The following is a 14,343-nucleotide window of genomic DNA, read 5'->3' as shown; positions in this document are numbered from 1 at the left end:
AGCCCTCACGCCCCCAACCACGCCAGCCCCCGCTCTCGACGCCACCCCCGCTCCCCCAGCCCTCATTCCCCCGACCACGCCAGCCCCCGATCCCGACGCGACACCAGCCACCACATCCACTCCAACTCCCGCAGCCCCCGCTGCCGACGCCACCCCAACTCCCCCAACCACGCCAGCCCTCATTCCCCCAGCCACATCAGCCCCCGATCCTGACGCAACGCCCATCCCCACTCCCCCAGCCACGCCAGCCTCCGTCCCCCCAGCCGCCTCCACCGTCACCCCACCCGTCTCATCCACCGCATCCCGCGTCATCGCCCCACCCCCACAAGCCCGTTACCGCTGCCGTCCCCCGCACCGGCCCCAGCCCCTGACACGTTCCCGGCCCCGGCCCCGGCCCCGGCCGCACCTCTGCCTATGCCGCTGCCTTCGCCTCTTCCCCTCCCCTTGCCTCCCCCTGCGTCCTCGCCTCCGCCTCCGCCCCCGAGCAGCAGACTCAGCACCGGCAGCACCGCGTCCGCCCGCTCGGCGTCCAGTTCTGGTCCGAAGCCGGGGATCCCGCCCGCCAGGGTCGAGCCGCCCGTGCCGGTCGCCTCCGGGCCGCGCCGCACCAGCTCGCCCAGCGTGCGCCGCACACCCGGTTCGTATGCCGAGAAGGTGCGCCGCAGCAGCGGCAGTACGTCGGTGAAGGCGCGGTCAGGGACTCCGGTCAGCCACTCGTCGACCAGGCCGAGCAGCCGCTCGTCGTGGACGAGGAGCATGCCCCCGCCCGAGCCACCGCCCACGAACCCCTCAATCCACGCGGCGGCTTCGGCGGGCTCCGTCCCCCGTGACAGGGCGAGCCCCATGAACCGCGCGGCCTCCCCCTCGGCCAGCGCACCCCCGTCCATCAGGATGCGCACGCACCGGCCCCGCACCACCCCCGCGATGCTGTCCCGCTTCCCCAGCACCCTGAGCACGGAGTGCCACCGCCCCCGTATGTCGCCCCCCAGAGGACTCGCACGCTGGTCAGGCGTCCCGTCACCCCCTGAGCCCACTGTTTCCCCCGGGCCCACCGAGGCCACCGGACCCACCGGACCCACCGGACCCACCGGACCCACCGAAACCTCAGGACCCACCGGCGCAGCACCCAACTCCCCCAGCAGGCCAACCGCCTGGTGTACCGCGTCGACATGCCCCCGCATCTCCAGCGCCGCGTCCTGATCGAGCCCCGCACACGCGGGCGGCAGTCCGACGAAGACCCGCTCGGCCAGGCCCACCGCCACCTCCCCGAGGGCGGCCGTGTCCGTGCCCCGCACATCCCCGTACCGGAGCGACCGCACCAGCGCCGGCAACGCCTGCGCCAAGTGACCGACGTCCGCGTCCAGCGCCGCCCGGTCGGCGAGGACCCGCATCACCACGGGCAGCGCGTCCGGCAGCTCGGCCAGCAGACACCGCTCGGCCAGCGCGGTGACATCGGCCAGGGCCCTGGCCCCGACGGCATCGGACTCCGCCCGAGCGGTGGCCGCCGCCTGCACGGTCGTCCCCCATATCCCCGCCTCCGCCACCCGCACGGAAAGCTCCGGCTCCCACCGCAGCCGCCAGGTCTCCCGAAACGTACCGGTGCTGCCCCGCGACGCGGCCGGCTCGCCCCAGCCGATCCCGAGCAGCCGGAGGCGATGCAGCAGCCTGCTGCGCGCCGCGTCCGTCTCCTTCCGCAGGTCCAGCTCCAACTCCCGCTCGAGCGCCTCCGGTTTGAGCCGCAGCTTGCGCTGGAGCCGCGTGAGGTCACGCTGCAACGGCACCGCCGGCGCCGAGTCCGGCACCTCCCCCAGAACATTCCCGACGACGAGCTTGTCGTGCACGAGGGAGAGCGGGACGTCGGAGCCCTCGCACATCACCGCCCGGATCGCGTCCGTCGTCTCGGTGAGCCCCGGCAGCGGCCGTCCCCGCATCGTGGCGAGCGTGTCCGCGAGCCGGACCGCCTCGATGACGTGCGCGGACGACACCATCCTGTCCTCGTCCCGGAAGAGCCGCGCGACCTTGGTCAGCCAGCGCTCGACGGGCCGGTCGGGCGCGCTGAACAGATGGCCGTACCAACCGGGCGACGCTATCCCCGCGCCGTACCCGCTGGACCGGGCGAGGCGGCGGTGCGTCCAGGGCACCCAGGTCATGTCGACCTTCACCTTGGGCAGCCCCTTGAGCAGCGCCCGGTCGGCCGCCACGGTGACCTTCTGCCGCAGCGCGGGCACGTGCCACGCCCCGCACACGACGGCGACGTCGTCCGCTCCGAACTCCCGCTGCGCCGACCGCAGCTGAATGCGCATGTATGCCTCGCGCACCAGGTCGCGGTCGTACCCGCCGGCCCCGTACTCCTCGCGCAGCGCCCCCATGGCCTCGCCCAGCGCGTCGAACGGCGCGAACGCGTCCTCGCCCGAACCCCGGTGCTCGACGACGTCCTCCCACCACCGCTCGGGGTCGTCGTACCCGGCGGTCTCGGCGAGCACCGCAAGCGGATCGATCCGCACCGCGTCGACGTCCGCCCCGTCAGCAGACCCGGGTTCGCCCGGCTCCCCCTCCGCGGCGTCCTCCGCCCCCTCCTTCGCCTCGTCCCGCGCCAGCGAATGCGCCGCCGGAAGGTCCATGAACCGGACCGGGACCCCCGCTTCCGCCGCCCACTTGATGGCGACCCATTCCGGCGAGAAATCCGCCAGCGGCCAGAACGCCGACCGGCCCGGCTCGTCCACCACGTGCGCGAGCAGCGCGACCGGCGGCCGCATCCCCTCGTCCGCCGCGAGCGCCACCAGCCCATCGGCCTCCGGAGGCCCCTCGATCAGCACGACGCGGGGCGCACCCGCGTCGAGCGCGGCCCGCACCGCACGCGCCGACCCCGGCCCGTGATGCCTAACCCCGAGCAGCAAAGGCCCCTCGCCAGCCCGAATCGTCCCCCGCGCCTCGTCGCTCACGTCCACCCCTCCCCTTCTCCCGCGAAGCAGCCACCGTCACGCCCGCACCCGATGTATCCGACCCGCCCGGGCCGCCCCCGTACGTCACGCGCTCACCTCACGGCACGCGCGGTAGAAGTCCTTCCAGCCGTCACGCTCACGGACCACCGCCTCCAAGTACTCCTGCCAGATGACCCGGTCCGCCGCCGGGTCGCGGACGACCGCGCCGAGGATGCCCGCCGCGACATCGCCCGGCCGCAGCACGCCGTCCCCGAAGTGGGCGGCCAACGCGAGGCCGTTCGTCACGACGGAGATCGCCTCGGCCGTCGAGAGGGTGCCGCTCGGCGACTTCACCTTCGTACGCCCGTCGGCCGTGACGCCGTCCCGCAGCTCGCGGAAGACGGTGACGACGCGGCGTATCTCGTCGATCCCCTCGGGCCCGGACGGCAGGTCGAGCGAGCGCCCGATCTGGTCGACGCGCCGCGCGACGATGTCGACCTCGGCGTCGGCGCTCTCCGGCAGCGGCAGGACCACCGTGTTGAACCGGCGGCGCAGCGCGCTCGACAGGTCGTTGACCCCGCGGTCGCGGTTGTTGGCCGTGGCGATGAGGTTGAAGCCGCGCACGGCCTGCACCTCCTGGCCCAACTCCGGTATGGGCAGGGTCTTTTCCGAGAGGATCGTGATCAAGGTGTCCTGCACGTCGGCGGGGATGCGGGTCAGTTCCTCGACCCGTGCCGTCATGCCGTCTGCCATGGCCCGCATGACGGGGCTGGGCACGAGCGCGTCGCGACTGGGGCCGTGCGCGAGCAGCTGCGCGTAGTTCCAGCCGTACCGGATCGCCTCTTCCGGCGTGCCGGCCGTGCCCTGCACGAGCAGCGTCGAGTCCCCGCTGACGGCGGCCGCCAGATGCTCGGACACCCATGTCTTCGCGGTGCCGGGCACACCGAGCAGGAGCAGGGCGCGGTCGGTGGCGAGGGTGGTGACGGCGACCTCGACGATGCGGCGCGGCCCCACGTACTTCGGCGTGATCACCGTCCCGTCGGGCAGCGTGCCGCCGAGCAGATAGGTCGCGACCGCCCAGGGCGAGAGCCGCCAGCGGGCAGGCCGAGGCCGGTCGTCCTGCGCGGCGAGCGCCGCGAGTTCGGCGGCGAAGGCGTGCTCGGCGTGTGGCCGCAGAGCCTCCGCTTCTCCCGCGTGCGCGGTCGGCCCAGCGGCGGGCAGGTTCTCGGTCGACGAGGTCGCCGAGGTCGTCGAGTCGACGGACACGGTCATGGAGCGATCCCCCTCCAACTCGTCCGGACGCATCTGGCCCGGATGTGATTCCAACCGTGCACCACGCCACTGACAATCGACCCTCGCAAGCCTCTGAACTGCACAGATCTCCATGGCTGGGTCGATTGTCAGTGCCGGGATCTACCTTCGACGACATGACTCAGCAGGGGGTGCGCTGGACGGCGGATCAGGTGCTGGCCTTGGCGCCTGACGCCCCGTCACGCAAGGCGGGAAGCAAACTCGGCGTCGCCGGTCCATGGTCGGAGGCGGGCAGTTCGGGCGAGGGGGCGGTGTGGGGACTGTGCAAGGGCAGTGGCAGCAAGCCGTATCAGACGGTCGTCGACATCGGGGACATGACCGGCGCCGCGGGCCCGGCGTACAAGTGCAGTTGTCCGAGCCGGAAGTTCCCGTGCAAACACGCGCTCGGGCTGCTGCTGCTCTGGGCGGGCGAAGGCGGGTCGGCCGGAGCGGTGCCGGACGCGCAGCCGCCGGGATGGGCGCAGGAGTGGCTGGCGGGGCGGCGTAAGAGAGCCGAGACGAAGCGGGCGCCGGACGCGCAGCCGGGCTCGCCGGTCGCCGATCCCGAGGCCGCGCGCCGCAGGGTGGAGCGGCGGGCCGAGCGGGTCACGGCGGGGGTGACGGAGCTGGAGCAGCGCCTCTCCGATCTGCTGCGGGGCGGCATGGCAGCCGCCGAGCAGACGGGGTACGGGCTGTGGGAGGAGACCGCGGCCCGCATGGTCGACGCGCAGGCGCCCGGGCTCGCGGCGCGCGTGCGGGAGTTGGGAGCGATTCCTTCCTCGGGGCACGGCTGGCCGGTGCGGATGCTGGAGGAGTGCGCGCTCCTCCACCTGCTGTCCCAGGGCTGGCTGCACCGCGAAGAACTGCCGGATGCCCTGGCGGCCACGGTCCGCTCCCGCATAGGCCTGCCCACGTCCGCGGAGGGCCCGCCGGTGCGTGACCGCTGGCTGGTGCTCGCGCAGTACGACACGGCGGACAGCAAGCTCACCACGCGCCGGATATGGCTCCACGGCGAGGAATCCGGCCGGACGGCCCTGCTCCTGTCGTACGGAGCGGCGGGCCGCGCACCCGCGCTCGCGCTGCCGGTGGGCCTGGCTCTGGACGCCGAGCTCGCCTCCTACCCGGGTGCGGGCCAGCTGCGGGCCGATCTGGGCGAGCAATTCGGTGCTCCCGCGCCGACGGCGGTCCGGCCGCCGGGCGTCCGAACGGAACAGGCCGCGCGGCGTTACGGGGAGGTGCTGCGGGACGACCCCTGGCTGGACTCCTGGCCGGTGACGTTGCACGACGTGATACCGACCCCGCACTCGGAGCTTTCCTCGGACGGCTGGCAACTGGTGGATGCGGAAGGCGGATCGGCGCTGCCCGTCACCCCTTCCGCAGCGTCCCGAGGGGGCCTGTGGCGGCTGGTGGCACTCTCCGGAGGCGCTCCGGTGACGGTCTTCGGCGAGTGTGGACACGAGGGCTTCACCCCTCTGACGGCCTGGCCGCGCGGAGCGGGAGAGGCGGTGGCCCTGAGCTGACCACCACGCCCCACCCCCGCCGCACCGCCACCGGCCATGGGGAACAGATGCGTCCCCCGGGCGCGTCGACGCGTGAGCCGCGCGCACTGGCGGGCCCGTAGGGCCGCGCCGGGTCCGTCGCGTGCACCGCAGCGGACGGCGCATCACCGCGACGCGGCGGCGACCGCGTCACCCGCCACCCAATCCAAGACAGCGCATCCGTACGAAGGACCGAGAGATCCGCACGAAGGACCGGGAGATCCGTCCGGGAGAGGAGTCCACATGACCGGCACCACCGCACTCACCGAAGCGACCGTCACCCCCTGGGAAGACCTGGTGACCGCCGCGCTCCTCGGCACCGACCGCCGCACGCCGCCCGTACGCGCCCAGGGCAGGGACGCACCGACCGCCCTGCTGGACGCGGCCGCGGTGCAGACCGTGCGGCGCAGAGCGGGGCTGACCCCGGCGCCCGCCGCCACGCCTCCGGAACCCGCCGCGGACGATCCCAGGCCCCTGGTGCCGCCTTCGGCGCGGCGCAGGCTCGCCACGCTCCTCACCGATCACCCCGGAGCGGGCAGCGGCGGGCGCCGGGGCGCCGCACCGGACCTGATGGAACTGCTGCCCCAGTGGCTGGCGTTGGCCAACGACCGCGGCTTCGCGGCCCCGCCCGAGCTGCTGCCGGCCCTCCTGAACGCGGCCCGCGGGCGCACGGACATCCGACCGCAGGCCCTCACCTTCGCGGGCCCGCGGGCCCTGTGGCTCGCCCGGCTCAACCCGGACTGGAAGTTCGCGCTCCGCTCGACCCCCGGCGGCGGTGTGGCCCTGCCCGCCCCGGAGGAGACCGCGCAGGTCCAGCAGCTCTGGGAGGAGGGGCTCTTCGCCGAGCGCGTCGCGCTGCTCGGTGCCGTGCGGTCCCATGACCCGGCGGCCGCCCGGGATCTGCTCGCCTCCACCTGGAGCACGGAGCGCGCCGAGGACCGTCTGATGTTCCTCGACTCCCTGCGCACCCACCTGTGCGACGCCGACGAGCCGTTCCTGGAGCAGGCCCTCACCGACCGCAGCCGCAACGTCCGCGCCACGGCCGCCGAGCTCCTCTCCGCGCTCCCCTCCTCCGCCCTGGCCGCGCGGATGGCGGACCGGGCCGCGTCCTGCGTGGCCATCGACCACGCGCAGGGCACGAAGGCCCTGCCGACCCTCACGGTCGAGGCACCGCACGAGTGCGACGCGGGTATGGAGCGCGACGGCGTCACCCCGAAGCCCCCGGCCGGGCGGGGAGAACGCTCCTGGTGGCTCGGCCAGTTGGTGGAGGCTGCCCCGCTCGGCGTCTGGCCCGAGCGGCTCGGCGGGCGTACCCCCGCCGAGATCGTGGCGCTGCCCGTGGCCGACGACTGGCAGAGCGAGCTGCACGCCGCGTGGTGCCGTGCCGCGGTGCGGCAGCGGGACGCGGTCTGGTCCCGGGCGCTGCTCGGCGCTCCCTCGTCCCCCGACGCGGCGGGGCCCGGCGCGGCCTCGCTCGCCGAACGCGCGAAGCTCCTGGCCGCGCTGCCCGCCGGGGAGCGGGCGGAGTGGGTCGCGGGGTTCATCGCCACGCACGGCCTCTCGGAGGCCTTCCAGCTGCTCGGCGTGTGCGGCCTGCCCTGGTCGGAGCCGCTGGGCCGGGCCGTGGTGGACGCACTGAACATCGCGCGGGACGCGGGGAGTTACCCCTGGAGTTTCAGCGGGGTGATGGGCCTGGCCGAGCGCTGTCTCGACCCGGCGGAGGCGGTCCGTCTCGACGTGCTGACCGCGATACCGGACGAGCCGGAGGACGCGTCTCCCGGCGCGGGCGGCTACTGGTCGGAGGCGTTCCAGCGGCTGGTCAGTACGTTGCGTCTACGCGCGGCGATGCGGGCGGAGCTGGGCGCGGGGCCCGGGAACACGGGCGCGCCGCCGGAAGAGCCGGAGGTGCCGTCATCCTAGGCACCTCCCTCACCGCGTCAGGCGCTCCCGTCACCGAACCGGAGCAGGTCGTTGAGCACGGCCAGCAGAGGGTGCCGGGCACCCCCACCGCAGCACGGCAGCTCTCAGGCGCCCCCGCCGAATCGTGGCGGCCCGCAGCCACTCCCGCCCCGGCACGCCGGCTCTCAGCCAGCCATCGACTGGTGCGCCGGCTCGCAGACACCCGCCGACTGGTGCGCTGGCTCTCAGGCAGCCGCGGGCTGGCGCGGTGGCTCTCAGGCAGCTGCCAACCGGCGCGATGGCTCGCAGACACCCGCCGACTGAAACGACGCCTCTCAGGCGCCCGCCGGCTGGCGGACGTTCGCCCGGACCCAGTCCACGATCGAGGCCGTCGTCGCTCCGGGCGTGAAGATCTCCGCGACGCCCTTCTCCTTGAGCGGCGCGATGTCCGCCTCGGGGATGATGCCGCCGCCGAAGACCTTGATGTCCTCCGCGTCGCGCTCCTTGAGGAGCTCGATCACGCGCGCGAAGAGCGTGTTGTGCGCACCGGAGAGGATGGACAGGCCGATCGCGTCGGCGTCCTCCTGGATCGCGGTGTCCACGACCTGCTCGGGTGTCTGGTGCAGGCCGGTGTAGATGACCTCCATACCCGCGTCACGCAGTGCCCTCGCGATCACCTTGGCGCCGCGATCATGACCGTCGAGACCCGGCTTGGCCACCACCACGCGGATCGGACCGGCTGCCACACCCATCACTGCCTCCATGTACCGATATCCATCTGTCCAAGCACTGGCACCCCGTGCCGCACCGGCCGGGGAAGTGAACGAACGTTATCTCCAGCATCTCTCACCCGGCAGTTTCACGGTGGAGAGCGAGGGGGAAATCACACGATGGGACACGTTCGCTGCGCGCCACCCCCGTATCCAGCGGCATGCGGACCGCATCGGGGACGGCGCAAGGGGAGCCGCAACGAGGTCGCCGTGCCACCGCGCCGTCCGCCGCGCGCCGTGGTGATGCGGCACATCGGCGATCACGCCGGTGTGCGGAGCGCCACCGGCGCCGAGCACGCATCGTCGTACGACCTCTGCCACGCCTCTCCACTATGGGCACACGGGGGCCGGAGCCGTCCTCCCGCGTGCCGACCGGGAGGTCGACCATGACCATCACGAGGGTCTTACCCTTTCGCCCGCCCTGTTTTCTGCTGCCCGCCAGACTGGCGGGGCTCTCCGTGGCCCTGCTGAAGGCGACCGCACTGGAGGTGGCGATCCTCGCCGGCCACCTTCTCCTCTACCCCTCGGGCATCGCCCAGGAACGCAGGGTCGTGGCCGAACTGGCCTCCCACGACGCGCCCCGGCTCCCCGCGCAGGACCGGCCGCCGGTCGTCCTCCTGCACGGCTTCATCGACAACCGCTCGGTCTTCGTCCTGCTGCGCCGCTCCCTGGCCCAGCACGGCGGGCAGCACGTGGAGTCCCTCAACTACTCCCCTCTCACCTGCGACATCCGCACCGCGGCCGAGCTGCTCGGCCGCCATATAGAGGAGATCTGCGAGCGCACGGGACACCACCGGGTGGACATCGTCGGGCACAGCCTCGGCGGCCTCATAGCCCGCTATTACGCGCAGCGCCTCGGCGGCGACGAGCGCGTCCGCACCCTGGTCACTCTCGGTACCCCACACGAGGGAACGCGTGTCGTGCCGCTGGCCGACGCGCACCCGATCGTGCGCCAGATGCGCCCCGGCTCGGACGTGATCCAGGAGCTGCGCGAGCCCGCGCCGGGCTGCCGGACCCGCTTCGTGAGCTTCTGGAGCGACCTTGACCAGCTGATGGCCCCGCTGGAGACGGCCTGCGTCAACCATCCCGACCTGATCGCACAGAACGTCCGCGTCTCGGGAATCGGTCATCTCGCCCTTCCCGTGCATCCCGCGGTCGCCGCCGGCATCCGCCAGGCCCTCGATCTGCCCGCCACGGGGAGCGCCGCGACGGACGAGCGGAACGGACTGACCGTGGCCTGAGAAGCAGCTCGCAGACCTCGCAACGAGGGAAATTTGTCGAACGGAGCTCGAACGCAGGGCCAAAGCTGTGCCCGCCGACCGCCGAAAGGCGTCCGAATGCCCGTTTCCTGAGAGCGTGAAACCTGCCGAAGATTGTCGCGCCCGCATACCGCCGGGTACAGTCACCGCACTGCTCTGCCCCTGCTGCCGAGGCGAAAGAGAAGTTGGTGAACGACCGTCACCCGTCGGGGAGCTCGACACCCCCGGCCTCGGCACCCGCCGACCATGCGCCCTACGCGGCGTATGACCCGCAGAGCACCGCGCACGGCGCCTACACCGGTTACGACGGCTACTCCACGGGAAGCTTCGAAACCACGGGCAGCTATGCGACGGCCGGTCACGACACCGGAAGCTTCGCGTCCGACCCCCTCTTCGGCGACATGCCCGGCGGTTCGTACGACACCGGCCGGTGGTCGACCACGGGGACGCAACAGACGCTGAACCACGACCCGTACGCCGCGCAGCACCAAGCCGCGTACGACACCGCCGGCTACGAGACCGGCGGGTACGACACCACGGCCATGTGGTCCACCGGCGGCTATCAGCACCTCTCCGCCGACATCCCGGCCCAGCCCGGCCCCGACGGTTCCACCGGTCAGTGGGACTCCACCGCCTGGAACCAGCCGCAGCAGACCGGCCAGTGGGAGACCCAGGCCTTCGACACCGGCGCGTACGACGCGACCGCGTGGAACTCCGGCGGCCAGGACATGGCCTACGGGTCCACCGGGGCGCACGAGGCCTACGGCACCACCGAGACGCTTGAGGCGCACGAGCCTCCCGCCACGCACGAGACCCTCGGCGCGTACGAGGCCCAGGACACGCCCGGGACGCAAGGAACGCCCGACTCGTACGAGTCACCCGAACCGTACGAGCATTCGCCTTACGACACCGGGTCCTACGCCTCCGATGCGTACGCCTCCGCCTCGCATCTCTCCGAGGCATATGCCCAACCCGCTCCCGCCGAGCACGAGTTCACGCCCGACGAGGCTCCCGCCGATTCACTCGGTCCGGTCGAGCCCGTCCGCCGGGCCGCGGACGACGAACCGCCGGTCATGGACCGCTCTTACGGCTCGCGCTCCCGGTCCCGCCGCCGCTCCCCCGCCAAGCGCTCCGCTCTCTTCACCGTCGCCGTGCCCTCGGCCTGCGTGATGGGCGTCGCCGGTATCGCCGCCGCGTCCGTGGGCAACTTCGGCGGCGACGACGGCAAGGAGACGCAGGCGGCATCGGCCCCCGACCCCACGTCGGTGCAGCCCTCCGCGGCCAACAACAAGCTCGACACGCAGCTGGCGAACCTCTCCGCGGACGCCGGCGACTTCGCCGACCGCGCGAGCCGCACCCAGGAGCGCATCGACCTCAAGGCGGAGAAGGTCGCCGCCGAGAAGAAGGCCGCCGAGGAAGCCGCACGCAAGGAGCGCCTGCGCCCCAAGTTCTCGCTCCCGGTCAAGCAGCACGGCCTGAGCGCGTACTACGGACAGGCCGGCGTCAACTGGATGTCGGCGCACTCCGGGATCGACTTCCCGGTGTCGTACGGCACCGAGGTGCTCGCCGCCACCGACGGCACGGTCTCCACGAAGTGGAACAGCGCCTACGGCAACATGGCGATCGTGACCGCCAAGGACGGCACGGAGACGTGGTACTGCCACCTCTCCACGCACAAGATCTCCAGCGGCCCCGTCAAGGCGGGCGAACCCATCGCCTTCTCCGGGAACTCCGGCAACTCGACCGGACCGCACCTGCACTTCGAGGTGCGCCCGGCCGGCGGCTCGGCGATCGACCCGCTGCCGTGGCTGCGCAGCCACGGCCTCGACCCGACGTAACTCAAACCGCCGCCCGCGGCGTCAAAGCTTCTCCACCGGCGCGTACCTCAGGAGGAGGCGCTTCGGCTTGGGCTCTCCGAAGTCCACCGTCGCCTCGGCGTTCGCGCCCGTGCCCTTCACCCCGACCACGGTCCCCAGGCCGAACTGGTCGTGCGTGACCCGGTCCCCGACCGCCAGCGCGACCACCGGCTTCTCCGAGGCACGGCGCGTGGCGAAGCCCTGCGCGCCCCCGGTCCGCGAGCGCGACGACGACAAGGAGGAGGCAATTCCGGCAGTCGGCCCGGAGAACGAGGACGCCGGTGCGCCGACGGAACCCTTCCGCTTCCAGTCCAGATGGGTCTCCGGGATCTCCTCCAGGAAGCGCGAGGGCGGGTTGTACGAGGGCTGTCCCCAGGCGCTGCGCATCGAGGACCGCGTCAGATAGAGCCGCTCACGCGCGCGCGTGATGCCCACGTAGGCGAGACGGCGCTCCTCCTCCAGCTCCTTGACCTGGCCGAGGCTGCGCATGTGCGGGAAGACGCCGTCCTCCATGCCGGTCAGGAAGACGACCGGGAACTCGAGGCCCTTGGCGGTGTGCAGCGTCATCAGCGTGATGACCCCGGAGCCGTCGTCCTCCTCGTCCGGGATCTGGTCCGAGTCGGCGACGAGCGCGACGCGCTCCAGGAACTCGGAGAGCGTGCCCGCCACGCCCGTGCCCGCGCCCTCGTCGGCGTCGTCGGTGCCCTCGGTCGGGTCCTCCGCGGCCTCGGTCTCCCCCGTGCCTTCGGTGCCTTCGCCCGTGCCGTCGCCGACGTCACCGGCGGCATTGGCCGCGCTGCTGTCCTGCTCGAATTCCAGGGCCACGGCGGCGAGCTCCTGGAGGTTCTCGATGCGCGTCTCGTCCTGCGGGTCGGTCGAGGCCTGGAGCTCGGCGAGGTACCCGGTGCGTTCGAGCACGGCTTCCAGGACGACGGCGGGCCCGGCACCGGACTCGACGATGGTCCGCAGCTCCTCCATGAGCACGTTGAACCGCTTGACGGCGTTCGCCGAGCGGGCCGCCATGCCGTACGCCTCGTCGACGCGCTTCAGCGCCTGCGGGAAGGAGATCTTCTCGCGCTGCGAGAGCGCGTCGATCATGGCCTCCGCGCGGTCGCCGATGCCCCGCTTGGGTACGTTCAGAATTCGGCGGAGCGGGACGGAGTCCTCCGGGTTGGCCAGCACCCGCAGATACGCGAGGACGTCCCGGACCTCCTTGCGCTCGTAGAAGCGGACGCCGCCGACGACCTTGTAGGGCAGGCCGACGCGGATGAAGATCTCTTCGAAGACACGGGACTGCGCGTTCGTCCGGTAGAAGATCGCGACGTCGCCCGCCTTCGCGTCGCCCGCGTCGGTGAGCCGGTCGATCTCGTCGGCGACGAACTGCGCCTCGTCGTGCTCGGTGTCGGCGACGTATCCGATGATGCCCGCGCCCTCGCCCGCGTTGGTCCACAGGTTCTTGGGGCGGCGGCTTTCGTTGCGCTCGATGACGGCGTTGGCGGCGGTCAGGATCGTCTGGCTGGAGCGGTAGTTCTGCTCCAGGAGGATCGTGGTCGCGTCCGGGTAGTCCTCCTCGAACTGGAGGATGTTGCGGATCGTGGCGCCGCGGAAGGCGTAGATCGACTGGTCCGCGTCACCCACGACACACAGCTCGGCGGGGTCGTCGCCCTCGCCCCCGGAGGGGCCCACCAGCTCGCGCACCAGGGCGTACTGGGCGTGGTTGGTGTCCTGGTACTCGTCGACCATCACGTGGCGGAAGCGGCGGCGGTAGTGCGCGGCGATGTCCGGGAACGCACGGAACATGTTGACCGTCGTCATGATCAGGTCGTCGAAGTCGAGGGCGTTCGCCTCGCGCAGGCGCGACTGGTACATCGCGTACGCCTGAGCGAGGGTCTTCTCGAAACCGTCGGCGGCCTGGCCCGCGAAGGTCTCCTCGTCGATCAGCTCGTTCTTCAGGTTCGAGATCTTGGCGCTGAAGGACTTCGGCGGGAACTTCTTCGGGTCGATGTCCAGATCACGGCAGACCAGCGCCATCAGGCGCTTGGAATCGGCGGCGTCGTAGATCGAGAAGGAGGAGGTGAAGCCGATCGTCTTCGACTCGCGGCGCAGTATGCGCACGCACGCGCTGTGGAACGTCGACACCCACATCGCGTTGGCCCGAGGGCCGACGAGCTGCTCGACACGCTCCTTCATCTCGCCCGCGGCCTTGTTCGTGAACGTGATCGCCAGGATCTGGCCCGGGTGCACGTGCCGCTCGGCCAGGAGATACGCGATGCGGTGCGTCAGGACCCGGGTCTTGCCGGAGCCGGCGCCCGCGACGATGAGCAGCGGGGAGTGTGCGTGCACGACGGCCGCGCGCTGGTTCTCGTTCAGCCCGTCGAGCAGGGCCGCCGGGTCGATCACGGGGCGTGGGGCACCGTCGCGGTAGTGCGCGTCCCGGGGTGCGGGCGCGTCGAACTTCCCGTCGAACAGGTCGTCCGGAATGGATTCCGGGGCACTGTCCTCGGGCGGCGGCGGGGGCTCCCCCTCCGAAGCCCGCGAGGGCTGGAGGTCCGCCAGGAAGCTGTCATCAAAGAGGCTGCTCATCGCCTCCCGAGTCTAGGCGGCCCCACTGACAACCCGCCCCGGGTTCCGATACCTCCGGCCGGATACGCCCCGCCCGCGGACCGTCACGTTCCGCAACGGCACGGCGTGCCCGCGTCAAGCGCTTCTTAAAGTAACGAAAACGTATCGGGCATATCGAACATCAACCTTCACACGGGCCACACGAATTGGCTAGGTTGCTGCCCGGGCTGCTCGTACTCCCACCGGCG

The 14,343-nt window shown here is 72.2% G+C and carries 8 protein-coding genes; 4 read left to right on the top strand and 4 right to left on the bottom strand.

Annotated features, from left to right (window positions below):
- Positions 1–308: 308 nt before the first annotated feature.
- Entirely contained in the window at positions 309–2,942 is a 2,634-nt protein-coding gene (locus tag QBL25_RS25175; RefSeq protein ID WP_409059238.1) for a DUF5682 family protein, read from the bottom strand.
- Between the two features lie 84 nt (positions 2,943–3,026).
- Positions 3,027–4,193 (bottom strand): ATP-binding protein, encoded by a 1,167-nt coding sequence (locus QBL25_RS25170; protein WP_409059237.1) that lies wholly within the window; start codon positions 4,191–4,193, stop codon positions 3,027–3,029.
- A gap of 155 nt (positions 4,194–4,348) precedes the next feature.
- Here QBL25_RS25170 and QBL25_RS25165 point away from each other — a divergent pair, with 155 nt between their 5' ends.
- Positions 4,349–5,731, top strand: coding sequence for an SWIM zinc finger family protein (locus QBL25_RS25165; RefSeq protein WP_409059236.1), 1,383 nt, complete (start codon positions 4,349–4,351; stop codon positions 5,729–5,731).
- Between the two features lie 261 nt (positions 5,732–5,992).
- Complete coding sequence (locus tag QBL25_RS25160) at positions 5,993–7,669, top strand: DUF5691 domain-containing protein (RefSeq protein WP_409059235.1); 1,677 nt, start codon at positions 5,993–5,995, stop codon at positions 7,667–7,669.
- A 314-nt stretch (positions 7,670–7,983) separates the two neighbouring features.
- Here QBL25_RS25160 and QBL25_RS25155 read toward each other — a convergent pair whose 3' ends face one another.
- A complete protein-coding gene (locus tag QBL25_RS25155) occupies positions 7,984–8,400 on the bottom strand; it encodes a cobalamin B12-binding domain-containing protein (protein WP_160506729.1) in 417 nt (138 codons plus the stop codon).
- Positions 8,401–8,804: 404 nt separating this feature from the next.
- Between QBL25_RS25155 and QBL25_RS25150 the strand changes: the two genes are divergently transcribed.
- Both QBL25_RS25150 and QBL25_RS25145 read left to right on the top strand, forming a co-directional pair.
- On the top strand, positions 8,805–9,659 hold the full coding sequence (locus tag QBL25_RS25150) for a lipase family alpha/beta hydrolase (RefSeq protein WP_409059234.1): 855 nt from the start codon (positions 8,805–8,807) through the stop codon (positions 9,657–9,659).
- 206 nt (positions 9,660–9,865) lie between these two features.
- Positions 9,866–11,515, top strand: a complete 1,650-nt coding sequence (locus tag QBL25_RS25145; protein WP_409059233.1) for a M23 family metallopeptidase — start codon at positions 9,866–9,868, stop codon at positions 11,513–11,515.
- Positions 11,516–11,536: 21 nt separating this feature from the next.
- Here the strand turns inward: QBL25_RS25145 and QBL25_RS25140 are convergent, their stop codons facing one another.
- Complete coding sequence (locus tag QBL25_RS25140) at positions 11,537–14,116, bottom strand: ATP-dependent DNA helicase (protein WP_409059232.1); 2,580 nt, start codon at positions 14,114–14,116, stop codon at positions 11,537–11,539.
- Between the last annotated feature and the right edge of the window lie 227 nt (positions 14,117–14,343).

Source organism: Streptomyces sp. SYP-A7185 (genome assembly GCF_046103685.1).
Classification (GTDB): domain Bacteria; phylum Actinomycetota; class Actinomycetes; order Streptomycetales; family Streptomycetaceae; genus Streptomyces.
This window is presented reverse-complemented; position numbering and strand designations above follow the sequence as displayed.

What these genes read in the sequence shown, in the direction of transcription:
- QBL25_RS25165 (WP_409059236.1), top strand. Translation starts at nt 4,349, where the DNA reads ATGACTCAGCAGGGGGTGCGCTGGACGGCGGATCAGGTGCTGGCCTTG.
- QBL25_RS25170 (WP_409059237.1), bottom strand. Translation starts at nt 4,193, where the DNA reads ATGACCGTGTCCGTCGACTCGACGACCTCGGCGACCTCGTCGACCGAG.
- QBL25_RS25160 (WP_409059235.1), top strand. Translation starts at nt 5,993, where the DNA reads ATGACCGGCACCACCGCACTCACCGAAGCGACCGTCACCCCCTGGGAA.
- QBL25_RS25150 (WP_409059234.1), top strand. Translation starts at nt 8,805, where the DNA reads ATGACCATCACGAGGGTCTTACCCTTTCGCCCGCCCTGTTTTCTGCTG.
- QBL25_RS25155 (WP_160506729.1), bottom strand. Translation starts at nt 8,400, where the DNA reads ATGGGTGTGGCAGCCGGTCCGATCCGCGTGGTGGTGGCCAAGCCGGGT.
- QBL25_RS25140 (WP_409059232.1), bottom strand. Translation starts at nt 14,116, where the DNA reads ATGAGCAGCCTCTTTGATGACAGCTTCCTGGCGGACCTCCAGCCCTCG.